This is a genomic window from Pseudomonas phoenicis, assembly GCF_047302395.1.
Taxonomy (GTDB): Bacteria; Pseudomonadota; Gammaproteobacteria; order Pseudomonadales; family Pseudomonadaceae; genus Aquipseudomonas.
In genome coordinates this window covers 3,671,724-3,696,069 of record NZ_CP154852.1, presented here as the reverse complement: position 1 = coordinate 3,696,069, position 24,346 = coordinate 3,671,724, and the positions used below count along the sequence as shown (strand labels likewise).

Sequence of the window (24,346 nt, the reverse complement as noted above, 5' to 3'; positions counted from 1 at the left end):
TGACACAACCCCAACGACGAATTGGGCTTACCCTGGGATCCTGCTCATGACTGTACCAACGCGTTTTTCCTTTCCCATGTGGTTACTGATGGCTCTAGCCTTGATCTTTGCGCTTAGCGCCTGCTCCATGCTTGCGCCCCGAGACCCAGTGAGGGTCACCGTGATTGGTATCGAGCCACTGCCTGGAGAAGATCTTGAGCTACGCATGGAGCTCAAACTTAGAGCGCAAAATCCGAACCAGGATTCTCTGGACGTCAAAGGATTGGTCGTGAACCTGAGCATCAATGGGCAACCGTTCGCTTCGGGCGTCAGCAGCCAGCAAGGGCATATCGAAGGGTATGGCGAACAGGTCTTTGCAGTGCCTGTGAGCGTGAGCGCGTTGGCGATAATACGCCAGGCTTACGGTATGAGGCGGACGATATCGCTCGAGGACATGCCTTATCGATTGCGAGGAAAGCTGGCAACCGGGTCATCAGGCATCGTACGTTTTGAAGAAAAAGGACGCTTGAATATGGCTAGAGACGACGGCATGTGAGCGAGTAGCTTTATCCTATACCCATCTTCGGGAAGGGATAGGCGCTGGCTCATATGCCGCGCTATTCCCGCAAACGCTGTCAGCGGTTGTTGCCAGCCGCAGCCATCATCTTGTTCACCTCAAGGCGTACCAGGCTTCCGTACTCTGCGGGACTCAAGGCATCCAACTCTGCTCTGGCCCACTCGGACCATTTGCCTTTGCGTCGGGATTTCTCAGAGATGAGCCGTGCCGCCTCGCCCTTGGCCTTACCGAGGTTGCCTTGCCAGAAGTCGAAGAGCCTGGATTTCTCAGCCTCGATTTGAGCGCGTTCGACGAAGCTCATGTTGGCCAAATTGAAACTCATGCCGATGGTCCTCCTGCCTGAAAACGAGGTCGGCATTCTACACGGGAGACCCCAGGGAGCGGAAACCGGTTGCAACTTTCCTTGCCCAACGGTATCCATTTCTGTATTCCCACTCAACGAGGACGTATCCATGCCCAGGAAATCCACTGCACAAGTCGACACCGACCAGATCAAGGACCAAGTTTTTAGCGACCTGCAATCGTTGATCGAGGAGTCTGAAAAATTACTCAGCCAAAGTGCGACATTGGTAGGCGAAGAGGCAGAAACCCTACGCGGGCAGATTAGCACTAAGCTACGCGAAGCTCGCGATGCCGCAAGCAGCCTTCGCGACAAAGCGCAACCTGCCGTTGAAGCCACTCAAGAGTACATCGGTGGTCATCCATGGCAGACAGTGGCTGTTTCGGCAGGTTTTGGTCTCGTAGTCGGTTTGCTTTTGGGCCGCCGTTACTAAATCAGATCCGGGCCGTTTGAGGGATCAAGCGGCCCCGACTGATGGCACACCACTGTGGAAACGCATTTCCTGATCTACGGAACTGATCAATCCAGCTTCGACCTCTCTTACCTTTCCGATCACCCTATCGACATCCGAGTGCTCGCCATAATGATAGGCAAGCTTCAGGTATCCTTGGTAATGCCGTGCCTCACTTTTCAACAAACCGTGATAGAAGGTGGCAAGTTCTTCATCTAGGTGAGGGACCAAAGCTGCAAAGCGCTCGCAACTGCGAGCCTCGATGAAAGCGCCTACTATCAACGTGTCTACCAATTTGGCCGGTTCATGCGCTCTGACCGCGCGACGCAGTGCTGAGGCATAACGGCCTGCGGACACTGGACGCAACTCTATACCTCGGCGTTTCATGATGCGTAAGACCTGCTCATGATGCACCAACTCTTCACGCGCCAGACGCGACATCATATGGATCAAATCAAGATGCCCGTTGTATTTGGCAATCAGACTTAGCGCAGTGCTGGCGGCCTTAAATTCGCAATTTTTGTGGTCGATCAGCAGGGTTTCCTGATCTGCGAGCGCGGCTTCAATCCAGGCGTCAGGAGTATGGCAACCTAGAAAAGCGTCGATTTCGGGTGTCAGGGACATGGCTCTCTCAAATACGCGGATCTTGCTGGATGGGCGATTATACCGATGTAGTAGCCTACGTCAGGTTCTTACCGGGATACATCAACGATCCTTGAACAGGTCGATCAATGAATACTTGAAGTTTTCAGAAAAGACAAAACCCCTACCTGCTCGCGCAGATAGGGGTTTTGCGAAATGAATCTTGACGATGACCTACTCTCACATGGGGAAACCCCACACTACCATCGGCGATGCATCGTTTCACTGCTGAGTTCGGGATGGGATCAGGTGGTTCCAATGCTCTATGGTCGTCAAGAAATTCGGTTGCCGGTACGTCGTTGCCGACGGGCCAGCCAATTCGGATATGTGATGATCTGTGTGCGAATCTTCGGCGATGCGTCTTACACACAACCTGCGTCTTGGCAGATTGCTTGGGTGTTATATGGTCAAGCCTCACGGGCAATTAGTATTGGTTAGCTCAACGCCTCACAGCGCTTACACACCCAACCTATCAACGTCGTAGTCTTCGACGGCCCTTTAGGGGATTCAAGATCCCAGTGAGATCTCATCTTGAGGCAAGTTTCCCGCTTAGATGCTTTCAGCGGTTATCTCTTCCGAACATAGCTACCCGGCAATGCCACTGGCGTGACAACCGGAACACCAGAGGTTCGTCCACTCCGGTCCTCTCGTACTAGGAGCAGCCCCTCTCAAATCTCAAACGTCCACGGCAGATAGGGACCGAACTGTCTCACGACGTTCTAAACCCAGCTCGCGTACCACTTTAAATGGCGAACAGCCATACCCTTGGGACCGGCTTCAGCCCCAGGATGTGATGAGCCGACATCGAGGTGCCAAACACCGCCGTCGATATGAACTCTTGGGCGGTATCAGCCTGTTATCCCCGGAGTACCTTTTATCCGTTGAGCGATGGCCCTTCCATACAGAACCACCGGATCACTAAGACCTACTTTCGTACCTGCTCGACGTGTGGGTCTCGCAGTCAAGCGCGCTTTTGCCTTTATACTCTACGACCGATTTCCGACCGGTCTGAGCGCACCTTCGTACTCCTCCGTTACTCTTTGGGAGGAGACCGCCCCAGTCAAACTACCCACCATACACTGTCCTCGATCCGGATGACGGACCTGAGTTAGAACCTCAAAGTTGCCAGGGTGGTATTTCAAGGATGGCTCCATGAGGACTGGCGTCCCCACTTCAAAGCCTCCCACCTATCCTACACAAGCAAATTCAAAGTCCAGTGCAAAGCTATAGTAAAGGTTCACGGGGTCTTTCCGTCTAGCCGCGGATACACTGCATCTTCACAGCGATTTCAATTTCACTGAGTCTCGGGTGGAGACAGCGCCGCCATCGTTACGCCATTCGTGCAGGTCGGAACTTACCCGACAAGGAATTTCGCTACCTTAGGACCGTTATAGTTACGGCCGCCGTTTACCGGGGCTTCGATCAAGAGCTTCGCTTGCGCTAACCCCATCAATTAACCTTCCGGCACCGGGCAGGCGTCACACCCTATACGTCCACTTTCGTGTTTGCAGAGTGCTGTGTTTTTAATAAACAGTCGCAGCGGCCTGGTATCTTCGACCGGCATGAGCTTACGGAGCAAGTCCTTCACCCTCACCGGCGCACCTTCTCCCGAAGTTACGGTGCCATTTTGCCTAGTTCCTTCACCCGAGTTCTCTCAAGCGCCTTGGTATTCTCTACCCAACCACCTGTGTCGGTTTGGGGTACGGTTCCCAGTTATCTGAAGCTTAGGAGCTTTTCTTGGAAGCATGGCATCAACCACTTCGTCGCCTAAAGGCAACTCGTCATCAGCTCTCGGCCTTGAGATCCCGGATTTGCCTAAGATCTCAGCCTACCACCTTAAACTTGGACAACCAACGCCAAGCTGGCCTAGCCTTCTCCGTCCCTCCATCGCAATAACTGCAAGTACAGGAATATTAACCTGTTTTCCATCGACTACGCTTTTCAGCCTCGCCTTAGGGACCGACTAACCCTGCGTCGATTAACGTTGCGCAGGAAACCTTGGTCTTTCGGCGTGCGAGTTTTTCACTCGCATTGTCGTTACTCATGTCAGCATTCGCACTTCTGATACCTCCAGCAAGCTTCTCAACTCACCTTCACAGGCTTACAGAACGCTCCTCTACCGCATCACCAAAGGTGATACCCGTAGCTTCGGTACCTGGTTTGAGCCCCGTTACATCTTCCGCGCAGGCCGACTCGACTAGTGAGCTATTACGCTTTCTTTAAAGGGTGGCTGCTTCTAAGCCAACCTCCTAGCTGTCTAAGCCTTCCCACATCGTTTCCCACTTAACCAGGATTTTGGGACCTTAGCTGACGGTCTGGGTTGTTTCCCTTTTCACGACGGACGTTAGCACCCGCCGTGTGTCTCCCATGCTCGGCACTTGTAGGTATTCGGAGTTTGCATCGGTTTGGTAAGTCGGGATGACCCCCTAGCCGAAACAGTGCTCTACCCCCTACAGTGATACATGAGGCGCTACCTAAATAGCTTTCGAGGAGAACCAGCTATCTCCGAGCTTGATTAGCCTTTCACTCCGATCCACAGGTCATCCGCTAACTTTTCAACGGTAGTCGGTTCGGTCCTCCAGTCAGTGTTACCTAACCTTCAACCTGCCCATGGATAGATCGCCCGGTTTCGGGTCTATACCCAGCGACTAAACGCCCTATTAAGACTCGCTTTCGCTACGCCTCCCCTATTCGGTTAAGCTCGCCACTGAATATAAGTCGCTGACCCATTATACAAAAGGTACGCAGTCACCTAACAAAGTAGGCTCCCACTGCTTGTACGCATACGGTTTCAGGATCTATTTCACTCCCCTCTCCGGGGTTCTTTTCGCCTTTCCCTCACGGTACTGGTTCACTATCGGTCAGTCAGTAGTATTTAGCCTTGGAGGATGGTCCCCCCATATTCAGACAAAGTTTCTCGTGCTCCGTCCTACTCGATTTCATTGATAAGAGCGTTTCGTGTACGGGGCTATCACCCACTATGGCCGCACTTTCCAGAGCGTTCCACTACTCTCAAACCAACTTAAGGGCTGGTCCCCGTTCGCTCGCCACTACTAAGGGAATCTCGGTTGATTTCTTTTCCTCAGGGTACTTAGATGTTTCAGTTCCCCTGGTTCGCCTCTTGCACCTATGTATTCAGTACAAGATAACCAGCTTGTGCTGGTTGGGTTCCCCCATTCAGAGATCTCTGGATCACAGTCTGTTTGCCGACTCCCCAAAGCTTATCGCAGGCTACCACGTCTTTCATCGCCTCTGACTGCCAAGGCATCCACCGTATGCGCTTCTTCACTTGACCATATAACCCCAAGCAATCTGGTTATACTATGAAGACGACATTCGCCGAAAATTCGCATGTTGCGCTCTCGCGCAGAACTCACAAATTTTACCTTAGCCTGATCACCACCAGTGAAAGTGGCCATCAGTCTATTTCTATCACATATCCGAATTTTTAAAGAACGATCTGACAAAAGTCAGAAATCAACATTCAGCGCACCCGATGACCTGGGTGGAATGTTCATTTCTAAGTTCTGAACAGCAAACGATGCTAAAAGGTGGTGGAGCCAAGCGGGATCGAACCGCTGACCTCCTGCGTGCAAGGCAGGCGCTCTCCCAGCTGAGCTATGGCCCCAGAAGCTGGTAGGTCTGGGCAGATTTGAACTGCCGACCTCACCCTTATCAGGGGTGCGCTCTAACCAACTGAGCTACAGACCTATAACAGGGTCGCGTTACAGCATCGTCTTCGTACAATGAATCAAGCAATTCGTGTGGGAGCTCATCAGCAGGCTGATGTCGTCGATTAAGGAGGTGATCCAGCCGCAGGTTCCCCTACGGCTACCTTGTTACGACTTCACCCCAGTCATGAATCACACCGTGGTAACCGTCCCCCCGAAGGTTAGACTAGCTACTTCTGGTGCAACCCACTCCCATGGTGTGACGGGCGGTGTGTACAAGGCCCGGGAACGTATTCACCGTGACATTCTGATTCACGATTACTAGCGATTCCGACTTCACGCAGTCGAGTTGCAGACTGCGATCCGGACTACGATCGGTTTTGTGAGATTAGCTCCACCTCGCGGCTTGGCAACCCTCTGTACCGACCATTGTAGCACGTGTGTAGCCCAGGCCGTAAGGGCCATGATGACTTGACGTCATCCCCACCTTCCTCCGGTTTGTCACCGGCAGTCTCCTTAGAGTGCCCACCATAACGTGCTGGTAACTAAGGACAAGGGTTGCGCTCGTTACGGGACTTAACCCAACATCTCACGACACGAGCTGACGACAGCCATGCAGCACCTGTGTCAGAGTTCCCGAAGGCACCGATCCATCTCTGGAACGTTCTCTGCATGTCAAGGCCTGGTAAGGTTCTTCGCGTTGCTTCGAATTAAACCACATGCTCCACCGCTTGTGCGGGCCCCCGTCAATTCATTTGAGTTTTAACCTTGCGGCCGTACTCCCCAGGCGGTCAACTTAATGCGTTAGCTGCGCCACTAAAATCTCAAGGATTCCAACGGCTAGTTGACATCGTTTACGGCGTGGACTACCAGGGTATCTAATCCTGTTTGCTCCCCACGCTTTCGCACCTCAGTGTCAGTATCAGTCCAGGTGGTCGCCTTCGCCACTGGTGTTCCTTCCTATATCTACGCATTTCACCGCTACACAGGAAATTCCACCACCCTCTACCATACTCTAGCTTGCCAGTTTTGGATGCAGTTCCCAGGTTGAGCCCGGGGCTTTCACATCCAACTTAACAAACCACCTACGCGCGCTTTACGCCCAGTAATTCCGATTAACGCTTGCACCCTCTGTATTACCGCGGCTGCTGGCACAGAGTTAGCCGGTGCTTATTCTGTCGGTAACGTCAAAACAACCAGGTATTCGCTAGCTGCCCTTCCTCCCAACTTAAAGTGCTTTACAATCCGAAGACCTTCTTCACACACGCGGCATGGCTGGATCAGGCTTTCGCCCATTGTCCAATATTCCCCACTGCTGCCTCCCGTAGGAGTCTGGACCGTGTCTCAGTTCCAGTGTGACTGATCATCCTCTCAGACCAGTTACGGATCGTCGCCTTGGTGAGCCATTACCTCACCAACAAGCTAATCCGACCTAGGCTCATCTGATAGCGCAAGGCCCGAAGGTCCCCTGCTTTCTCCCGTAGGACGTATGCGGTATTAGCGTTCCTTTCGAAACGTTGTCCCCCACTACCAGGCAGATTCCTAGGCATTACTCACCCGTCCGCCGCTGAATCGAAGAGCAAGCTCTTCTCATCCGCTCGACTTGCATGTGTTAGGCCTGCCGCCAGCGTTCAATCTGAGCCATGATCAAACTCTTCAGTTCAATACTGCTTGGGTTTTTAAGAAACCCTAAACTTGGCTCAGCAATCTCAAATGACTATGTGATTTCTCGCATGGTCACTTGTGATGCTGATAATCTTGGTGACTATCAGTCCGTACTCACAAGCACCCACACGAATTGCTTGATTCAAATTGTTAAAGAGCGGTTGGTTGAGCCTTTCGTCTCAACCGAGGCGCGCATTCTACGCTGTCCTCAGTGTCTGTCAAGTGTTTATTTTGAAGTGTTTTGCGAGAATCTCGTTCAACTTCAACCACTTGGCTCGCTGCGATCTCTCGTAGCGGGAGGCGAATCATACAGCGTTACAACCTGCTGTCAACTGCCTTTTTCACCGCTGCCGATCAGTAGATCGAAACGCTTCCAGCTTTCAGAAAACGTTCAACTCATTGAATCTCAAGGAGTTTTCCGTTCCGTTTGCCCCGGAAGTGGTGCGCAGTATAAAGAGATCTGAGGAGGCGTCAAGCGCTTATTCGCATCTTGAGCAGACATTTTCTCAGGCTCCCTTACAGCCACCTCATAAAAACCCGCTTGCCGTCAACGCGCCACATTGCGCAACATAGTGCACACAACCGATCTCCCAGGACACATGCGCCATTTATGAGCACCTCTCTCCGCCCTTTCAAAGGCGTGATTTTTCCTGTCGGCCTTCTGCTGATTGCGATGCTTTCCATTCAATCTGGCGCCTCGCTGGCTAAGAGCCTATTCCCTTTTATAGGTGCACAAGGCACTACCTCTCTTCGACTGATCTTCGCCAGCGTGATCATGGTGCTCCTGCTCCGGCCCTGGAGAGTCCGTATGGATGTCAACACATGGCGCAGCGTGATCATTTATGGAATGGCGCTTGGCGGTATGAACCTGCTTTTCTATATGTCGGTGCGAACCGTTCCTTTAGGTATTGCCGTTGCCTTGGAATTCACCGGCCCTCTAGCCGTGGCCCTTCTAGGCTCACGCCGCCTGGTTGATTTCATCTGGATCCTATTGGCGGTAACCGGGCTTGCTCTTCTGATACCTCTTGGCAGATCAGGTACAGCAATCGACTTGGTCGGCGCCAGCTACGCCTTGGGTGCTGGAGCATGCTGGGCACTTTACATTCTCTACGGTCAAAAGGCCGGATCAGAGCATGGCGTACAAACCGCCGCCTTGGGCGTCGTCATCGCAGCAGTTTTCATCGCGCCAGTAGGTGTCGCGCATGCAGGCAACGCACTACTGAACCCCGCACTCATCCCGGCAGCCTTAGGCGTGGCTATTTTATCCACGGCTCTTCCCTATAGCCTCGAAATGATTGCCCTCACCCGGCTTCCGGCACGCACCTTCGGCACGCTCATGAGCATCGAGCCTGCGATCGCTGCGCTATCCGGATTGATCTTTCTCAGCGAGACGCTGACCAAGACCCAATGGTTGGCGATTTTGGCGATCATCATCGCTTCCGTAGGTGCGACCTTGACCATGCGCGAACAAACAGCTCCTCCCCTGGCAGTCGACTGATGTAAGAATTGTTTGCATTCACACCGAAACTATTGTTCCACTCATTGGCTCGATTTAAGCTGATCTCCGCTTCAGCAGCTTTACCTGAGTCGATGTGATCTGGCATGCAGCCAGGATCCAACCCTGTGATTACCACACTGCCAGGTCAGCGGCCCGGCATGTATAAGGACAGAAATGAAACGTATCGTCCTCATCCTGGCGATCCTTGCTTTGGCGGCGTGCGCCGCGAATACCAAAACCGAGGTCAAACGGGGTAAAAAAGGCTTGCACATTGACTGTTCGGGCCTCTCCTCCTCCTGGGAGAAGTGTTTCAGCAGTGCCGCTAGCGCCTGCACCCCTAAGGACTACAAGGTCATCGCTCGTTCAGGCGCTGCGAAATCCGAGCCTGGCGACTATCTTTTTGGCATAAATCCGGCTGGCTACACCAGCCGCAGCATGATCGTCATTTGCCGTTGAGACTTCCAAGGCAGCCCTGCCGGCTGCCCCACAAAAAGCACTCAAATGCTTTGAGTACGCTTCTCCAACCAAATCAGCGCATCGCGCTCCAGCAGCGGGGCCAGGCGGTGGAATACCTGGTCATGGTAGGCGTTGAGCCATCCACGCTCGCTCGCATCAAGCATGTCGATCAATAGGCAACGCGTATCGATCGGACACAGGGTCAGGGTCTCGAAATCCAGAAAACGGCCGAATTCGCTGCAGCCTACATCGCGCGTCACTACCAAGTTCTCGATACGCACACCCCATCGCCCAGGACGATAGGTGCCAGGTTCGATCGAGGTGATCATCCTGGCACGCATGGCTGTGTGCTCCGAAGCCGTCGAACGAAAGGCAATCACCTGGGGCCCTTCGTGAACGTTGAGAAAGTAGCCCACGCCATGCCCGGTTCCATGACCGTAATCCACTTGCTCAGCCCAAATCGGCGCACGCGCGATCGCATCTAGCATTGGAGAAGGGATGCCCTCAGGAAAGCGCGCGCGTGACAAAGCGATGACACCCTTGAGCACACGCGTGCAATCGTGCCGTTGCTCGGCGCTCGGCTCACCGACAGGCACCATCCGGGTGATGTCGGTCGTACCTCCCAGGTACTGCCCTCCAGAATCGATCAACAGTAGACCGTTACCTTCGATCCGAGCATGTGATTGGGCAGTGGCACGATAATGTGGCATGGCACCGTTCGCGTTGAACGCTGCAATAGTGGCGAAACTTGGCGAAACAAAGTCTTTGCGCCGGGACCGGGCAGCAGTCAGTTGCTCGTCGATGGTAAGCTCAGTCACTTCTCGAAGGCCCAGACTGGACTCAAGCCATGCGAAGAACTCGCACAAAGCAGCACCGTCCTGTTCCATCGCATGTCGAACATGGACCATGTCGCCATCAGCCTTTTGTGACTTATTAAGCTGGATAGGATTGATGGCTTCTATAAGCTCAATATCGGGCTGAAGGTTTGCGACCAGCCCCAGAGTGACTCGAGCCGGATCCAGAAGCAGCCGCGTGCCAGGGCAAAGAGTCTGCAAAACCCTGTCTATGTCCCTGTAATCACGCAGCTCTATGCCATCGCCTTCAAGCGAGCGGCGTAAGGGCTCGTCGACTTTGCTTTTGTCGATGAACAATAGCGCACGCTGCGGCTCGACCAATGCGTAGGCGAGAAACAGCGGATTGTAGGCCACATCGCTGCCGCGCAGATTGAATAGCCAGGCGATATCGTCAAGCGCAGCGATGACGTGTGCTTGCACGCCCTTGTGAAGCATGGTTTCACGCAGCGCGGCGAGCTTGCTGGAGCGACTGACAGTGGCGTAAGGGAATTCGTGCTCATACACAGGAAAGCGTGGCAGAGCGGGACGATCGGTCCAAACGTCGTTCAGCAAATCGGCATGCGTTCGAAGAACAACGCCGCGCGCTTCCAGATTGGCACGCAGGTCGCGGCCGCTGGCCAAAGCCATCACATTGCCGTCGACGCTTACCACACCCCCGGCTGGCACCTGTTCAACCAGCCACTGCGCAGGCGAAAGCTGACCCGGCTCAAACTTGATCAACGCCACCCCGCTGCCGTCGAGTTCGACCGTCGCCTGCTCCCAGTAACGGCTGTCAGCCCACAGCCCGGCAAATCGCGCAGTGATGACCAGAGTGCCGACCGAACCCTGAAAGCCGCTAAGCCATCGGCGACCCTGCCAATGCTCGGGAAGGTATTCGGACAGATGCGGGTCGGCGGAAGGTATCAATAGCGCATCCACACCCGCGCGCTGCATCACCTCGCGCATTTGCGCGATACGGTGCGGCACGGTTGGCAGAACCAAGGACTGATTACTCATGCACACTTCGCCTCCAAATTAGTCAAGAGTCCCACTGTAGCAGCCCAGCCCGTGCTCATAGCCTGCACTGAACTCCTTCCGTTAAATGCGGCAAATTCGACAACATTTATAGCCTTTTCCTACAGAAGTCCTTGGAGGCTTACAAAGCGGTCTTCGCAATGGAATGCAAAGCATGACGAAACGCCGCCACATAGATACAGCCACCACGACACCAAATAATGCGAACTGACTATGGGCTGGCTCAGTGGCCCCTGACGCCTAGCGGCACGTTCGGTCGACCACCGCCATAGCCCTGAGCCCGAGCTTGAGCGGGCGCAGACACTGAATCAAATCACGACATTTCGTACGAACCGGACCAAAACGTCACCGTCATTGCGGTACCCGTATTGGCAGTTGCTGGCGAACACGAAGAAATCGCCGGCGGGCAAAACATGCTCGGCACCTTCGATAACGAGGGTCAAGCACCCTTCAGCGATATAGATCTGCTCGCTCCAGCCCTCTGCATCGGCCTCGCTGACGTAGTGCTCGCCGGGTTCAAGGCGCCATTCCCATAGCTCCACTTCACGCGTGGACGGGCTTGCACCCAACAAAACAGCCTTGCTGCCGGCCTTGCCAACCCAAGCCAATTCATTGATGCGGCGATCGTTCTGCTCATCTGCCGCCTGGATCAGCTGACTGAAGGGCACGTGTAGCGCATGGGCCACACGATCAAGCGTCGCGAGACTGACGTTCTTCTCACCCGCCTCGATCGCCACGAGCATTCTACGACTGACACCCGAACGTTCCGCCAATGCGGTCTGACTCATGGCAGCCGCAATGCGCAACTGGCGGACGTTAAAACTCACGTGCTGCAGCACAGATCCACGACCTTCGGAAGATTTGGACACACCCTTGCTCACTGTTCTGGATTGCGCAGTATACTGCTCACTTTGCGGCGATTGTGCGCCGCCCTCTTCGAGCGTGCAAGTCGATGAACAATGCTCCAAACCGCAAGCCGCACCATTCGTTTCAGTTGAGCCGAGCCGAGATGGTGTTGATCTTCATCACCTTCTTATGGGGAGGAACATTCCTTCTGGTGCACAACGTCATGGCGGTCAGTGGACCCATGTTTTTCGTGGGGCTGCGCTTTGCGGCAGCGGCTGTATTCGTGGGCATGATCTGCTCGCGCAGCCTGCCCAGGTTGACGCTGCTTGAGCTGAAGGCCGGAATGTTCATCGGTATCTGCATCATGTTGGGCTATGGTTTGCAAACCATGGGTCTACAGACGATCAGCAGTAGCCAGTCGGCGTTCATCACGGCTCTGTATGTGCCTTTCGTTCCGTTGTTGCAATGGTTGGTGCTCGGCCGTCGCCCGGGACTCATGCCCAGTCTGGGCATCTGCCTGGCATTCATCGGGCTGATGCTTTTGGCAGGGCCCCAAGCAGGCACGCTGGAGTTGAGCTGGGGCGAAAGCGTGACACTGGTGAGCGCCATAGCCATTGCTGCCGAAATCATCTTGATCAGCCGTTATGCAGGCAAGGTCGATGTGCGGCGAGTGACCGTCGTGCAATTGGCCACAGCCTCGCTGCTTTCATTCCTGATGATGGCACCGACCCAAGAGTCGGTGCCTGACGTCTCATGGCTTCTGGTACTCAGCGCACTGGGCCTGGGCGCGATGAGCGCAATCATTCAAGTGGCGATGAACTGGGCACAGAAATCGGTATCGCCAACTAGGGCAACGCTCATCTACGCCGGCGAGCCGGTATGGGCCGGTCTGATCGGACGACTCGCCGGCGAACGCCTGCCTGGCCTGGCGTTGGTCGGCGCAGGCCTGATCGTGCTTGCAGTGGTGGTCAGCGAACTCAAGCTCCAACGCCGACCCAAACCCGGCAAAGACTTTGAACCTGGGCGATGCTGCGAGGACAAAATCTAGCAGCGCCCCATGCCAACCGCGGCAAATCGACAAACCATGTAATAGAAAAGTACGAAATTGCCGTCGGTTTGTAGGATTCTGCGACAGCTTACGTGTTGGTGATCAACATTCCGGCACGTATCATTCTTTGCAAACTCCTGCCGATTGGAACGCTATGTCCTTGATAGTGCTATTGCTTCTGCCCTTCATAGGCAGTTGCCTGGCGGCCGTCTTGCCGCACAACGCGCGCAATGCCGAATCCATTCTTGCGGGAGTGGTAGCGCTGGCCGGCACCCTCCAGGTGGCATTTCTCTACCCGCAAATCGCCGACGGCGGTGTCATACGCGAAGAGTTCCTCTGGCTTCCGAGTCTAGGGCTCAACCTCGTCTTGCGCATGGATGGCTTCGCCTGGATGTTCAGCCTCCTGGTGCTGGGCATAGGCACGCTGGTGTCGCTGTATGCGCGCTATTACATGTCTCCGCAAGACCCAGTGCCGCGGTTCTTCGCATTCTTCCTTGCGTTCATGGGCGCCATGCTGGGCCTGGTGATATCCGGCAACCTCATTCAATTGGTGTTCTTCTGGGAACTGACCAGCCTGTTTTCCTTCCTGCTCATCGGCTATTGGCACCACCGGGCCGATGCCAGGCGCGGCGCCTACATGGCGCTGATGGTGACTGGCGCGGGAGGCTTGTGCCTATTGGTCGGCGCTTTGCTGTTGGGGCATGTGGTGGGCAGTTACGATATCGACCAGATCCTCGCGGCGGGTGACGCGATTCGCCAGCACGCGCTGTATCCGGTGTTTCTGCCACTGATCCTGATCGGTGCGCTGAGCAAGAGCGCTCAATTCCCCTTTCATTTCTGGCTACCGCATGCAATGGCAGCTCCTACGCCGGTATCGGCTTATCTGCATTCGGCCACCATGGTCAAGGCGGGCGTCTTCCTGCTGGCAAGGTTCTGGCCTGTACTCTCAGGCAGTGAGGAGTGGTTCTGGATCGTCGGCGGCGCAGGGGCTTGCACGCTCCTGTTAGGCGCCTTCGCCGCCATGTTCCAGAACGACCTGAAAGGACTTCTGGCTTATTCGACCATCAGCCACCTGGGTTTGATCACCCTGCTACTGGGGCTGAACAGCCCGCTGGCGGCGGTCGCCGCAGTGTTCCACATCCTCAACCACGCTACGTTCAAGGCGTCGTTGTTCATGGCCGCAGGCATCATCGACCACGAAAGCGGCACCCGCGACATTCGGCGTTTGAGTGGTTTGTTCCGTCTGCTTCCTTACACGGCGACATTGGCCATGGTCGCCAGCGCCTCGATGGCTGGCGTACCTCTGCTCAATGGTTTCCTGTCCAAAGAGATGTTTTTCGCGGAAACCGTTTTCATCAGCTCGTCGGTGTGGGTCGAAATCGCACTACCGGTCATTGCCACCCTCGCCGGTACATTCAGCGTGGCGTACGCGCTGCGCTTCACGGTCGATGTGTTCTTCGGCCCACCTGCCAAAGATCTGCCGCACATTCCCCACGAGCCGCCACGCTGGATGCGCGCGCCGGTCGAGCTGTTGGTCCTGGCTTGCCTGGTCGTCGGTATTTTTCCGGCGCAATCCATTGCTCCCCTGCTGGCCGCTGCGGCATTGCCCGTGGTCGGCGGACCGTTACCGGAATACAGCCTGGCCATCTGGCACGGCTGGAACCTGCCCATGATCATGAGCCTGGTGGCCATGTCGGGTGGCGTCGTGCTCTATCTCGTGCTGCGCAAGCAACTGCGCCGTGGCCGTTTCCACTACCCCCCGCTGATTGGAAGATTGAACGGCAAACGGCTGTTCGAGCGAGGTCAGGTCCATCTTATGTTGTTGGCGCAACGAATCGAGAGATCGTTGACCAGCCGTCGTCTGCAAACCCAGCTGTTCATGTTGGTGCTGGCTGCATTCATGGCGGGGTTGATCCCGATGTTCTACAGCGGCCTGACCTGGGGCGAGCGACCGAAGATTCCGGGCTCGGGCGTGTTCGTGGCGCTTTGGCTGATCGCGATCGCCTGTGCCATCGGCGCTGCCTGGCAAGCCAAGTACCATCGCTTGGCGGCACTGACGATGGTCAGCGTCTGTGGCCTGATGACCTGCATCACGTTCGTCTGGTTTTCGGCGCCCGACCTGGCGCTGACCCAACTGGTGGTCGAGGTGGTGACGACCGTATTGATTCTGCTTGGCTTGCGCTGGCTGCCACGGCGGTTGGAGGGCGTATCGCCGCTACCAGGCAGCCTGGACCGCGCGCGGATGCGTCGAGTGCGCGACCTTGTATTAGCGAGCCTGGTCGGCGGCGGCATGGCGCTGCTGTCCTACGCCATGCTGACGCGCCCTACGCCCAACATCATTTCTTCCTTCTATCTGAGCCGGGCCCTGCCCGAAGGCGGCGGCACCAACGTGGTGAACGTGATGCTGGTCGACTTCCGCGGCTTCGACACCCTCGGCGAGATCACCGTCCTGGTAGCGGTGGGCATGACCGTATTCGCCCTGCTGCGACGCTTCAGGCCGCCCAAGGAAACCATGCAGTTGCCTGCCCAGCAGCGCCGCCTGGCTCCCGACGTGATCACCGATCTGGTCAACCCGCGCAATGCTGCCGACACTGCGCTGGGCTTCATGATGGTGCCTGCGGTGTTGGTGCGACTGCTGTTGCCGATGGCGCTGCTCGTGTCGATGTATCTGTTCATGCGAGGCCACAACCAACCTGGGGGCGGCTTCGTCGCGGGCCTGGTGATGTCCGTGGCATTCATTCTTCAATACATGGTGGCGGGCACCCAGTGGGTCGAAGCGCAGATGAGCTTGCGGCCTCTACGCTGGATGGGTGTCGGCCTGCTGTGCGCAACGCTCACAGGCGTCGGCGCCATGACCCTGGGCTACCCATTCCTGACCACCCACACCGCTCACCTGGATTTGCCAGTGCTAGGTGAGATGCATGTGGCCAGCGCACTGCTGTTCGATGTCGGCGTGTTCAGCGTAGTGGTCGGGTCGACCCTGCTGATTCTGACGGCCCTTGCCCACCAGTCGATCCGCGCCTACCGCCCAGGCGGCCAGAGCAAACCCAAGCAAGCAGGAGCTGCCTGATGGAAGAAGTGATTGCCGTTGCCATCGGAGTGCTCGCCGCCTCGGGCGTATGGCTGATTCTGCGCCCACGTACATATCAAGTGATCATGGGCTTGTGCCTGCTTTCCTATGGAGTGAACCTGTTCATCTTCAGCATGGGCAGCCTTTTCATCGGCAAGGAACCGATCATCAAAGCCGGTGTACCGCAAGACTTACTGCACTACACCGACCCCTTGCCACAAGCGCTGGTACTGACCGCGATCGTCATCAGCTTTGCCATGACCGCGCTGTTTCTGGTTGTGATGTTGGCTTCGCGGGGGCTGACCGGGACCGACCATGTCGATGGCCGGGAGCGCGAAGAATGAGTCTGATGAACCAAATGATCGTCATGCCCATTCTGCTGCCGCTGCTGACTGCAGCCCTTATGCTGCTGCTCGGCGAGAAACACCGCCAGCTCAAGGCGCGCTTGAACCTGCTCTCGAGTTGCGTCGGGCTCAGTGTTGCGGTGACTTTGCTGTTGTGGGTGAAAAGCCAGGGGTCTGCCGAATCGATTGGCGTCTACCTGCCCGGCAATTGGCCAGCGCCTTTTGGCATCGTGCTGGTAGTCGATCATCTGTCAGCGTTGATGTTGACCCTTACCGGGATACTCGGCGTTAGCGCCCTGCTCTTCGCCCGTGCACGCTGGGCCAACGCCGGCGCCAGTTTCCATGCGCTGTTCCAAGTGCAGCTGATGGGTCTGTATGGAGCCTTTCTGACGGCGGACCTTTTCAACCTGTTCGTGTTTTTCGAAGTGCTGCTCGCAGCCTCCTATGGCTTGCTGCTGCACGGCTCTGGGCGCGCACGGGTCAAGGCCGGCCTGCACTACATCGCGATCAACCTGTTCGCTTCATCACTGTTTCTGATCGGCGCAGCCATGATCTACGGCGTTACGGGAACACTGAACCTGGCCGACCTGGCGTTGAAAATCCCACTGGTGCCCGAAGCGGACCGCGGACTCCTGCACGCCGGCGCGGCGATCCTGGCAGTAGCCTTCCTGGCCAAGGCAGGTATATGGCCGCTGAATTTCTGGTTGGTCCCGGCTTACGCCTCAGCCAGCGCACCGGTGGCAGCGCTTTTTGCCATCATGACCAAGGTAGGCCTGTACGCCATATTGCGCCTATGGATGCTGTTGTTTTCCGGTCAGGCAGGGGCGTCGGCGCATTTTGGAGGCCAGTGGCTGATCTACGGTGGCTTGGCCACCTTGGCGGTGGCGGCGGTATCGCTACTGGCAGCGCAACGTCTGGAACGCATGGGATCGCTGAGCATTCTGGTATCGGCCGGGACTTTACTGGCGGCGGTTGGATTCGGCCAACCCATGCTGACCGGCGCCGCACTGTTCTACCTGATCAGCTCGACACTGGCATTGAGCGCGCTGTTCCTGCTGGCCGAACTGATCGAACGCTCGCGTTCGGCCAACGAGCAGCCGCTGTACGATGAAGAAGATGCCGTGCCAGCACCGCTGGAGTCCCTCCATCCGCCACGGGGAATCAACCTCGACGACAATCAAAAGGCGGTCATCGGCCAGGTGATTCCTTGGACCATGGCGTTCCTTGGCTTGACCTTCATCGCCTGCGCCCTTCTAGTCATCGGCATGCCCCCGCTGTCGGGCTTTATCGGCAAGCTGGGCTTGATCAGTGCGCTATTCAATCCTCTAGGCCTGGGTGTGGCACCCGAGCAAACATTGCCGTTCACCGGTTGGTCGCTGATCACCTTGCTGGTGCTGTCGGGGCTGGCCTCGCTGATCGCTTTCGGGCGAGTAGGTATCCAGCGGTTCTGGAAACCCGGAGAACGTCCATCTCCTGTATTGCGCCGCTACGAATGCGTACCGATCGTGATCCTGTTGGGATTGTGCCTGGCTTTGAGCATCAAAGCAGAACCTGTACTCAGATATACCCAAGACGCCTCCGCCAGCCTGCAAACGCCAGACCGCTACATCGAGGCCGTGCTGTCGAGCAAACCCCTGCCAGGGCCGACCAACCCGCAACTGGAGGCGCAGCCATGAGCCGTCTGTTCCCTGCACCTTTGTTATCGGCAGCGCTCTTCGTACTGTGGCTGTTGCTCAACCTTTCGGTCAGTCCTGGCAACATCTTACTGGCGGCTGGGCTTGCGCTGTTCGCACCGCTGCTTCTTGCCCCACTTCGCCCTCAGCATGCTCACGTAAGGCGTCCCTGGACCATTGCAAAACTGATCGGGCGCGTAGGTTACGATGTCATCCACTCCAACTTGCAAGTGGCGGTCAAGGTGCTGACCTTGAGCTCTCGTCCACCCCGTTCGGTATTCGTCCATATTCCTCTGGATCTGCGCGACACACATGGGCTGGCTGCGCTGTCGATGATCACCACGGTCGTGCCGGGCACGGTCTGGTCCGAACTGGCGCTGGACCGTAGCACGTTGTTGTTGCATGTGTTTCATCTCGAAGACGAAGCCGCCTTCATCGAGCATTTCAAGCGCGTCTACGAACGCCCCCTGATGGAGATCTTCGAATGACCGGGCTGCTCGCCAATACCGTTCTTGCCAGTTTGTTCATCCTCAGCATCGCCATGTGCCTGGCGCTGGTCAGGCTGTTTCGCGGCCCTTCCGCGCAAGACCGGGTCCTGGCGTTGGACTACCTGTACATATTGGGAATGTTGATGATGTTGGTGCTGGGCATCCGTTATGCCAGTGACACCTACTTCGAAGGTGCGCTACTGATTGCGCTATTCGGCTTCGTAGGCTCGTTCGCACTGGCCAAATTCCTGTTGCGAGGCGAGGTGATCGAATGACCGAAAGTGTCGAACTGCCCTTCTGGCTGGAAGCGATCACGGCAGTGCTACTGCTGACCGGTAGTTCGTTCGCAGTGTTGGGTGCATTTGGGCTGGTGCGTCTCAAAGACTATTTCCAACGCATGCACCCTCCGGCTCTAGCCTCGACGCTGGGAGCGTGGTGCGTGGCGCTGGCATCGATCCTGTATTTTTCCAGCCTCAAGCAAAGCCTGGTACTGCACGCTTGGCTGATACCGATTCTGCTGTCGATCACGGTGCCGGTCACGACGCTGCTACTGGCCAGGGCAGCGCTGTTTCGCAAACGCGCTGCGGGTGAGGATGTGCCTGAAGAGGTCAGCGGACGGGACGGAGGTAACTAGCATCGCTGGCCACCTGCAAGCCGCTGCAGTTCGCGGCACGTTTGCCTGGCCAGCGCTAGCGGACGTGTCTGATAGAGCTGAGTTGCGACCCCGACCATGCCAGCTTCCCTGAGGCTCGTCTCGCTTGCTCAGCCAGTGCATTGCATTAGCTTGATGTGCAAGATCATCATCAACCTTGCGAAGCGAGCACTGAGGCTGAGCAGATGTCACTCACTGGCCTTGAACGTGGTCAGCTCGCCCTTACGCCACTTCGCAACCTTGCCAGTCACCGCTTTGAGCAGCTTGCCCAGACCCTCGGGTACTTGTTGATGCGCGGCGAACACCAACATGACGCCATGCCCTTCGCGGAACACGATGCCTTCGCCTTGCTCGACCGAAACGAAGGCGTAATCGCCGACGCCATAAACGTTGAATTTGATGTCGCGAAAGCGTAGCTCCAGCTTCCCACCCTCGCGGCTGGGCAGTACGGCGGCGCGGAAATGGTCACCGACCTTGAGCTCCAGGCGCTGCTTATCGTCGACCACCAACGCGTTTTCAAGATCGACTTCAGCCATGTACAACCCTTCCGGGCTTTGTTCGCTGATGTAAACGAAACGCCCCTGAAACAGTTTGACGAGTTGGGCACGCAAATCACCCAGGACAAACAATGCGTGTGTATCCAGCGTACTGACTGCCAATGAATAAATCCTCGAAACGGTTACACCCTGCTCCCGGATGGCATACGCGCAAGACCGGGCAGCGGGACTTCAAGTTGAAGTGGAAGACTACTGATCACCGCGTACCATGTCTGTCGAAGTAGGCTACGGCCCGTGCAGGAATGGTGACATCCCGGCTTAAGTCGTTTCCCCAATCAGGCACGCGGTGTTTTCTGTCGAAACGAGACGTAACGTCTGACAACAAAAGGGCTAACAAAGGCGCGATAGATATCCAGGCTTTCAGAGAAAATCAGCCTTGGCATCTACCCGAACATTCCGAGAAAAGAATATGCACGAAAACACCGAAATTCGTCGAGAGGAAAAGGACAGCCCCTACGCAAAGCTCGGCATAAACTTACCGCGATTCATCGTCATTCCAGCGGGCGTGGACTTCTTCCACATCATGGAAAGTGCCACCGGCCGGATCAAGGGGTTTCGCCGACTGCACCTGGATGCCTGCTTACTGGCCAAATCGCTCGAGCTCTCACACCGCGTGACGCCAGCACTTGACCCCATGCCGATGCACAGGTTCAGCCTTCTCTTTTCCGCAGACATGCGAAAGCCCCAGGGATTTCTCTCTGGGGCTTTCCGACAATCTGGCGATCACACCTGACGCGAGTGGCGATCAAGCTGCTCGTGGCGCTCTTGGGCCTCGATGCAGTATTTGGTTGTGGGGCTGATCAACAAACGCTGCAAGCCGATAGGTTCGCCGCTGTCGTCACACCAGCCAAAGCTTTCGTCCACGATGCGACCCAGAGCCATTTCCAGCTGCGGCAACAGACGCTGGTCGCGCTCAATGGCATTGACCAGCCAGTGCCGCTCTTCTTCGACGGAAGCGACGTCGGCAGGGTCCGACGGGGTGTCCAGGCTCTCGATGGTGCTACGGCTCAGCTCGATGCGCTCATGGGTGTCGACTTTCATCGCTTGCAAAAGCGAAGTGAAGTAGGCGAGCTGATCGGCATTCATGTAGTCATCGGCCGACATGGCCAGTAACTGTTCCTTGGTCATCGACTTCTCTATGAAAATAGGTGCATTTGGGCGGCCCGTGGGCCGCCAGCGTCGCGCAAAGGCAACGGAATTGTTCGAGCGCCAGTGCGACGCTCGTTTGCAGGGGGCGGCAGTCTAAGGTGCCGCGTCGCGGTGGGCAACCTAAATGAATCGACCGGTTCTGAAAAGGCGTGCATTCATGGGTCTGGCAATGCATCAAAACGGCCGGGCACTCGAGGTAGCGCCGCTCGTCACTACGCTTGGCAACAAGGCGTGACACCGCATCAGCGATCCTTGAACTGGGCCGCACGCTTGGCGACGAAAGCGGCCATACCCTCTTTCTGGTCCTCAGTGGCGAAGGCCGCATGGAACACCCGCCGCTCGAAACGCACGCCCTCGCTGAGGGTGACTTCGAACGCACGGTTGACGCTTTCCTTGACCATCATCGCCACAGGAATCGACTTGCTGGCGATGGTGGCCGCCACTTTCAACGCCTCTTCGAGCAGGTCGGCCTGAGGCACGATACGCGCTACCAGCCCGGCGCGCTCGGCCTCTTCGGCATCCATCAGGCGACCGCTCAGGCACAGCTCCATGGCCTTGGCCTTACCCACGGCGCGGGTCAGGCGCTGGGTGCCACCCATGCCGGGCAGTACACCGAGGTTAATCTCGGGCTGACCGAACCTGGCGTTGTCGGCGGCCAGAATGAAATCGCACATCATCGCCAGTTCGCAGCCGCCACCCAAGGCGAAGCCCGACACCGCGGCGATGATCGGCTTGCGCCGGTTGGCGATGCGGTCGGCGTCGCTGAACAGGTCTTCGGTGTAGATCTGCGGGTAGCTGAGTTCGGCCATCTCCTTGATGTCGGCACCCGCAGCGAAGGCCTTGGCCGAACCGGTCAGCACCACACAGCCGATCTGCGGATCGCGTTCCAGTTGGTCGAGAGCCTGATTGATCTCGGCGACGATCTGCGCGTTCAGGGCATTGAGGGCCTGAGGGCGGTTGAGGGTGATCAGCCCGACTTTGCCGTGGATGTCCAACACGATGCTTTCGAATGCCATGCAATCTGCTCCTTCAAAGGTTGCGCGCAATGACCATGCGCTGGATGTCGCTGGTGCCCTCGTAGATCTGGCATACACGCACATCTCGATAGATCCGTTCCAGCGGGAAGTCGCTCAGATAGCCATATCCGCCCAAGGTCTGCAAGGCATCGGAGCAGACCTGCTCGGCCATCTCGGACGCGAACAGCTTGGCCATCGACGCCTCCACCAGCGCAGGGCGCCCGGCATCGCGCAGCGCTGCGGCATGTAGCACCATCTGCCGCGCCACGGCGATACGCGTAGCCATGTCGGCCAGACGGAATGCCACGGCCTGATGCTCGACCAGCGCCTTGCCGAAACTTTGCCGTTCGCGGGCGTAGTCGCGCGCCACCTCGAACGCCGCTCGGGCCATCCCCACCGACTGTGCGGCGATGCCGATGCGCCCGCCTTCTAGGTTGGCCAGGGCGATACGATACCCCTCGCCCTCCTCGCCCAGACGATTGGCGAGCGGAATGCGCAGCCCGTCGAAATGCAATTGACAGGTGTCGGAGGCGTGTTGGCCGAGTTTGTCTTCGACCCGCGCGACCTGGTAGCCCGGCGTATCGGTCGGCACGATGAAGGCGCTGATGCCACGTTTGCCCGCCTCGGGGTCGGTGACGGCGAAGACGATCACCACGCCGGCATTCTGCCCCGAAGTGATGAATTGCTTGCTGCCGTCGAGCACGTAATGCTCGCCGTCGCGCCGGGCGCGGGTTTTCAGGCGGCTGGCGTCGGAACCTGCCTGGGGTTCGGTCAGGGCGAAGGCACCGAGCATTTCGCCTCGCGCCAATGGCGTGAGGAAGCGCTGCTTCTGCACTTCGTTGCCGAAGTTGAGGATCGGCACGCAACCCACCGAGTTGTGCACGCTCATGATGGTCGAACACGAGCCGTCCCCGGCCGCGATTTCTTCGAGGGCCAAGGCATAGGCCACGTAGCCGGTGTCGCTGCCACTCCACTGCTCCGGTACCAGCATGCCGAACAAACTCAGGGCAGCCATCTCGTCGATGGCTTCGCGAGGAAAGCGATGGGCTTTGTCCCACTGCGCGGCGAATGGCTTGAGCCGCTCCTGGGCGAACCCGCGGATGGCGTCGGCAATCTGTTGCTGCTCTTCATCGATCAACATGGCTCACCTCAGTACAGGCATTCGACGGCGATCGCCGTGGCTTCGCCGCCGCCGATGCAGATGGCGGCCACGCCCCGACGCAGGCCGTTCTGACGCAGCGCCGACAGCAGCGTCACCACGATCCGCGCCCCCGAGGCGCCGATAGGATGACCGAGGGCACAGGCGCCACCGTGCACATTGACCTTGTCATGGGGCAGCGCCAGTCGCTGCATCGCCGCCAGGGTCACCACGGCAAAGGCTTCGTTGATTTCGAACAGGTCGACTTCGGCCAAGGACCAGCCGGTACGTGCCATCAAGCGTTCGATGGCGCCGATGGGCGCGGTGGGGAATAGGCCGGGCGCGTCGGCGAAGGCCGCATGCCCATGGATCAGCGCCAATGGTGTCAGCCCCCGCCGTTCGGCCTGGGAGCGACGCATCAACAGCAACGCCGCGGCGCCGTCGGAGATCGAACTGGCATTGGCGGCGGTCACCGTGCCGTCGGCGCGAAACGCGGGGCGCAGCTGGGGGATTTTTTCCAAACGTGCCTTGGGCGGCTGCTCGTCTTCGCTGACCACCCGCGTTTGCTTGCCTTCGGCGACTTGCACCGGAACGATCTCGGCGCTGAAGCGACCCGCCGCCATGGCCTGCTGGGCACGGGTCAGCGAGGCGATGGCGAAGGCGTCCTGCTGCTCGCGGCTGAAACCGTGGGTTTGCGCGCAGTCCTCGGCGAAGGTGCCCATCAGCCGACCTTTGTCATAGGCGTCTTCCAGACCGTCGAGAAACATGTGGTCGAGCACCTTGCCATGGCCCATGCGGTAACCGTTGCGCGCCTTGTCGAGCAGATAGGGCGCGTTGCTCATGCTTTCCATGCCGCCGACCACCACCACATCGGCGCTCTCTGCACGCAGCAGGTCGTGGCCGAGCAGCAATGCCTGCATGCCAGAGCCGCACATCTTGTTCAGTGTGGTGCAGGTGGTCGAAGTCGGCAGCCCCGCTCCCAACGCCGCTTGGCGCGCGGGAGCTTGGCCCAGGCCTGCGGGCAGAACGCAGCCGAACAGCACCTGTTCCACCTCGGCAGGCGCTACGCCGGCCCGCTCGACGGCGGCCGCGATGGCGATGGCGCCCAGCTGTGGCGCGGTTTTCGATGCGAGATCGCCTTGCAGCCCGCCCATAGGCGTGCGCACGGCACTGACGATGACGATGGGGTCAGCGGAAAGCGGCATGAACAGTCTCCTT

At 57.4% G+C, this 24,346-nt stretch carries 21 protein-coding genes, 2 tRNA genes and 3 rRNA genes; 12 read left to right on the top strand and 14 right to left on the bottom strand.

The genetic code is table 11. The features are described from left to right. Positions 1 to 46 precede the first annotated feature (46 nt). Positions 47 to 535, top strand: coding sequence for an LEA type 2 family protein (locus AA0Z93_RS16625; RefSeq protein ID WP_413047850.1), 489 nt, complete (start codon positions 47 to 49; stop codon positions 533 to 535). 79 nt (positions 536 to 614) lie between these two features. Here AA0Z93_RS16625 and AA0Z93_RS16620 read toward each other — a convergent pair whose 3' ends face one another. Then, positions 615 to 878, bottom strand: a complete 264-nt coding sequence (locus tag AA0Z93_RS16620; RefSeq protein WP_413047851.1) for a hypothetical protein — start codon at positions 876 to 878, stop codon at positions 615 to 617. Between the two features lie 130 nt (positions 879 to 1,008). Here AA0Z93_RS16620 and AA0Z93_RS16615 point away from each other — a divergent pair, with 130 nt between their 5' ends. Continuing rightward, a complete protein-coding gene (locus AA0Z93_RS16615; RefSeq protein WP_413047852.1) occupies positions 1,009 to 1,329 on the top strand; it encodes a DUF883 family protein in 321 nt (106 codons plus the stop codon). 24 nt (positions 1,330 to 1,353) lie between these two features. Here AA0Z93_RS16615 and AA0Z93_RS16610 read toward each other — a convergent pair whose 3' ends face one another. The 6 genes from AA0Z93_RS16610 to AA0Z93_RS16585 form a co-directional block, all read right to left on the bottom strand. Then, the gene (locus AA0Z93_RS16610) at positions 1,354 to 1,971 is read right to left on the bottom strand and encodes a tRNA-(ms[2]io[6]A)-hydroxylase (protein ID WP_413047853.1); all 618 of its coding nucleotides are present in this window, start codon (positions 1,969 to 1,971) and stop codon (positions 1,354 to 1,356) included. Positions 1,972 to 2,150: 179 nt separating this feature from the next. Then, positions 2,151 to 2,266, bottom strand: a 5S ribosomal RNA gene (gene rrf / locus AA0Z93_RS16605). Positions 2,267 to 2,392: 126 nt separating this feature from the next. Further along, a 23S ribosomal RNA gene (locus AA0Z93_RS16600) occupies positions 2,393 to 5,284 on the bottom strand. A 257-nt stretch (positions 5,285 to 5,541) separates the two neighbouring features. Further along, positions 5,542 to 5,617 (bottom strand) — tRNA-Ala (locus AA0Z93_RS16595). A gap of 6 nt (positions 5,618 to 5,623) precedes the next feature. After that, positions 5,624 to 5,700 (bottom strand) — tRNA-Ile (locus AA0Z93_RS16590). 86 nt (positions 5,701 to 5,786) lie between these two features. Further along, positions 5,787 to 7,323 (bottom strand): 16S ribosomal RNA (locus AA0Z93_RS16585). Together the 16S, 23S and 5S rRNA genes with 2 tRNA genes alongside form the textbook arrangement of a ribosomal RNA operon. A 612-nt stretch (positions 7,324 to 7,935) precedes the next feature. Here AA0Z93_RS16585 and rhtA point away from each other — a divergent pair. Both rhtA and AA0Z93_RS16575 read left to right on the top strand, forming a co-directional pair. Beyond that, positions 7,936 to 8,823: a threonine/homoserine exporter RhtA gene (gene rhtA, locus AA0Z93_RS16580; protein ID WP_413047854.1), complete on the top strand. Its 888-nt coding sequence runs from the start codon at positions 7,936 to 7,938 to the stop codon at positions 8,821 to 8,823. Positions 8,824 to 8,997: 174 nt separating this feature from the next. Continuing rightward, entirely contained in the window at positions 8,998 to 9,279 is a 282-nt protein-coding gene (locus AA0Z93_RS16575; protein ID WP_413047855.1) for a hypothetical protein, read from the top strand. Positions 9,280 to 9,320: 41 nt separating this feature from the next. Here the strand turns inward: AA0Z93_RS16575 and AA0Z93_RS16570 are convergent, their stop codons facing one another. After that, positions 9,321 to 11,129, bottom strand: coding sequence for an aminopeptidase P family protein (locus tag AA0Z93_RS16570; protein WP_413047856.1), 1,809 nt, complete (start codon positions 11,127 to 11,129; stop codon positions 9,321 to 9,323). Positions 11,130 to 11,455: 326 nt separating this feature from the next. Further along, entirely contained in the window at positions 11,456 to 12,016 is a 561-nt protein-coding gene (locus tag AA0Z93_RS16565) for a helix-turn-helix domain-containing protein (RefSeq protein WP_413047857.1), read from the bottom strand. 83 nt (positions 12,017 to 12,099) lie between these two features. Here AA0Z93_RS16565 and AA0Z93_RS16560 point away from each other — a divergent pair, with 83 nt between their 5' ends. The 7 genes from AA0Z93_RS16560 (at position 12,100) to AA0Z93_RS16530 (ending at position 19,250) form a co-directional block, all read left to right on the top strand. Then, positions 12,100 to 13,041, top strand: a complete 942-nt coding sequence (locus tag AA0Z93_RS16560; protein ID WP_413047858.1) for a DMT family transporter — start codon at positions 12,100 to 12,102, stop codon at positions 13,039 to 13,041. Positions 13,042 to 13,195: 154 nt separating this feature from the next. Next, a complete protein-coding gene (locus AA0Z93_RS16555) occupies positions 13,196 to 16,111 on the top strand; it encodes a monovalent cation/H+ antiporter subunit A (protein ID WP_413047859.1) in 2,916 nt (971 codons plus the stop codon). Next, positions 16,111 to 16,455: a Na+/H+ antiporter subunit C gene (locus AA0Z93_RS16550; protein ID WP_413047860.1), complete on the top strand. Its 345-nt coding sequence runs from the start codon at positions 16,111 to 16,113 to the stop codon at positions 16,453 to 16,455. Before AA0Z93_RS16555 ends, AA0Z93_RS16550 begins: the two co-directional genes overlap by 1 nt. Next, positions 16,452 to 18,131 carry a monovalent cation/H+ antiporter subunit D gene (locus AA0Z93_RS16545; RefSeq protein ID WP_413047861.1) on the top strand — a complete coding sequence of 560 codons (1,680 nt, stop codon included), beginning with the start codon at positions 16,452 to 16,454 and terminating at the stop codon, positions 18,129 to 18,131. The genes AA0Z93_RS16550 and AA0Z93_RS16545 overlap by 4 nt, the downstream gene beginning before the upstream one ends. After that, complete coding sequence (locus tag AA0Z93_RS16540) at positions 18,128 to 18,616, top strand: Na+/H+ antiporter subunit E (protein ID WP_413047862.1); 489 nt, start codon at positions 18,128 to 18,130, stop codon at positions 18,614 to 18,616. Before AA0Z93_RS16545 ends, AA0Z93_RS16540 begins: the two co-directional genes overlap by 4 nt. Further along, the gene (locus tag AA0Z93_RS16535) at positions 18,613 to 18,891 is read left to right on the top strand and encodes a K+/H+ antiporter subunit F (RefSeq protein ID WP_413047863.1); all 279 of its coding nucleotides are present in this window, start codon (positions 18,613 to 18,615) and stop codon (positions 18,889 to 18,891) included. The genes AA0Z93_RS16540 and AA0Z93_RS16535 overlap by 4 nt, the downstream gene beginning before the upstream one ends. Then, complete coding sequence (locus tag AA0Z93_RS16530) at positions 18,888 to 19,250, top strand: Na+/H+ antiporter subunit G (RefSeq protein ID WP_413047864.1); 363 nt, start codon at positions 18,888 to 18,890, stop codon at positions 19,248 to 19,250. The genes AA0Z93_RS16535 and AA0Z93_RS16530 overlap by 4 nt, the downstream gene beginning before the upstream one ends. Before the next feature lie 206 nt (positions 19,251 to 19,456). Here AA0Z93_RS16530 and AA0Z93_RS16525 read toward each other — a convergent pair whose 3' ends face one another. Continuing rightward, entirely contained in the window at positions 19,457 to 19,927 is a 471-nt protein-coding gene (locus AA0Z93_RS16525; protein WP_413047865.1) for a hypothetical protein, read from the bottom strand. 307 nt (positions 19,928 to 20,234) lie between these two features. Here AA0Z93_RS16525 and AA0Z93_RS16520 point away from each other — a divergent pair, with 307 nt between their 5' ends. Then, positions 20,235 to 20,558, top strand: a complete 324-nt coding sequence (locus tag AA0Z93_RS16520; protein WP_413047866.1) for a hypothetical protein — start codon at positions 20,235 to 20,237, stop codon at positions 20,556 to 20,558. Here the strand turns inward: AA0Z93_RS16520 and AA0Z93_RS16515 are convergent. From AA0Z93_RS16515 to AA0Z93_RS16500, 4 genes are all read right to left on the bottom strand, one after another. Next, complete coding sequence (locus AA0Z93_RS16515; RefSeq protein ID WP_413047867.1) at positions 20,549 to 20,953, bottom strand: TraR/DksA family transcriptional regulator; 405 nt, start codon at positions 20,951 to 20,953, stop codon at positions 20,549 to 20,551. The two genes, AA0Z93_RS16520 and AA0Z93_RS16515, sit on opposite strands and share 10 nt — an antisense overlap. A 263-nt stretch (positions 20,954 to 21,216) precedes the next feature. Then, the gene (locus AA0Z93_RS16510; RefSeq protein WP_413047868.1) at positions 21,217 to 21,990 is read right to left on the bottom strand and encodes an enoyl-CoA hydratase; all 774 of its coding nucleotides are present in this window, start codon (positions 21,988 to 21,990) and stop codon (positions 21,217 to 21,219) included. Between the two features lie 13 nt (positions 21,991 to 22,003). After that, positions 22,004 to 23,131: an acyl-CoA dehydrogenase gene (locus AA0Z93_RS16505; protein ID WP_413047869.1), complete on the bottom strand. Its 1,128-nt coding sequence runs from the start codon at positions 23,129 to 23,131 to the stop codon at positions 22,004 to 22,006. Between the two features lie 8 nt (positions 23,132 to 23,139). Beyond that, positions 23,140 to 24,333, bottom strand: a complete 1,194-nt coding sequence (locus tag AA0Z93_RS16500; protein WP_413047870.1) for an acetyl-CoA C-acyltransferase — start codon at positions 24,331 to 24,333, stop codon at positions 23,140 to 23,142. Positions 24,334 to 24,346 lie beyond the last annotated feature (13 nt).

Bases quoted from the DNA above. Each gene is read 5' to 3' on its own strand.
- AA0Z93_RS16625 (WP_413047850.1), top strand. From the start codon at position 47: ATGACTGTACCAACGCGTTTTTCCTTTCCCATGTGGTTACTGATGGCT.
- AA0Z93_RS16620 (WP_413047851.1), bottom strand. From the start codon at position 878: ATGAGTTTCAATTTGGCCAACATGAGCTTCGTCGAACGCGCTCAAATC.
- AA0Z93_RS16615 (WP_413047852.1), top strand. From the start codon at position 1,009: ATGCCCAGGAAATCCACTGCACAAGTCGACACCGACCAGATCAAGGAC.
- AA0Z93_RS16610 (WP_413047853.1), bottom strand. From the start codon at position 1,971: ATGTCCCTGACACCCGAAATCGACGCTTTTCTAGGTTGCCATACTCCT.
- rhtA (WP_413047854.1), top strand. From the start codon at position 7,936: ATGAGCACCTCTCTCCGCCCTTTCAAAGGCGTGATTTTTCCTGTCGGC.
- AA0Z93_RS16575 (WP_413047855.1), top strand. From the start codon at position 8,998: ATGAAACGTATCGTCCTCATCCTGGCGATCCTTGCTTTGGCGGCGTGC.
- AA0Z93_RS16570 (WP_413047856.1), bottom strand. From the start codon at position 11,129: ATGAGTAATCAGTCCTTGGTTCTGCCAACCGTGCCGCACCGTATCGCG.
- AA0Z93_RS16560 (WP_413047858.1), top strand. From the start codon at position 12,100: ATGAACAATGCTCCAAACCGCAAGCCGCACCATTCGTTTCAGTTGAGC.
- AA0Z93_RS16555 (WP_413047859.1), top strand. From the start codon at position 13,196: ATGTCCTTGATAGTGCTATTGCTTCTGCCCTTCATAGGCAGTTGCCTG.
- AA0Z93_RS16550 (WP_413047860.1), top strand. From the start codon at position 16,111: ATGGAAGAAGTGATTGCCGTTGCCATCGGAGTGCTCGCCGCCTCGGGC.
- AA0Z93_RS16545 (WP_413047861.1), top strand. From the start codon at position 16,452: ATGAGTCTGATGAACCAAATGATCGTCATGCCCATTCTGCTGCCGCTG.
- AA0Z93_RS16540 (WP_413047862.1), top strand. From the start codon at position 18,128: ATGAGCCGTCTGTTCCCTGCACCTTTGTTATCGGCAGCGCTCTTCGTA.
- AA0Z93_RS16535 (WP_413047863.1), top strand. From the start codon at position 18,613: ATGACCGGGCTGCTCGCCAATACCGTTCTTGCCAGTTTGTTCATCCTC.
- AA0Z93_RS16530 (WP_413047864.1), top strand. From the start codon at position 18,888: ATGACCGAAAGTGTCGAACTGCCCTTCTGGCTGGAAGCGATCACGGCA.
- AA0Z93_RS16520 (WP_413047866.1), top strand. From the start codon at position 20,235: ATGCACGAAAACACCGAAATTCGTCGAGAGGAAAAGGACAGCCCCTAC.
- AA0Z93_RS16515 (WP_413047867.1), bottom strand. From the start codon at position 20,953: ATGACCAAGGAACAGTTACTGGCCATGTCGGCCGATGACTACATGAAT.
- AA0Z93_RS16510 (WP_413047868.1), bottom strand. From the start codon at position 21,990: ATGGCATTCGAAAGCATCGTGTTGGACATCCACGGCAAAGTCGGGCTG.
- AA0Z93_RS16505 (WP_413047869.1), bottom strand. From the start codon at position 23,131: ATGTTGATCGATGAAGAGCAGCAACAGATTGCCGACGCCATCCGCGGG.
- AA0Z93_RS16500 (WP_413047870.1), bottom strand. From the start codon at position 24,333: ATGCCGCTTTCCGCTGACCCCATCGTCATCGTCAGTGCCGTGCGCACG.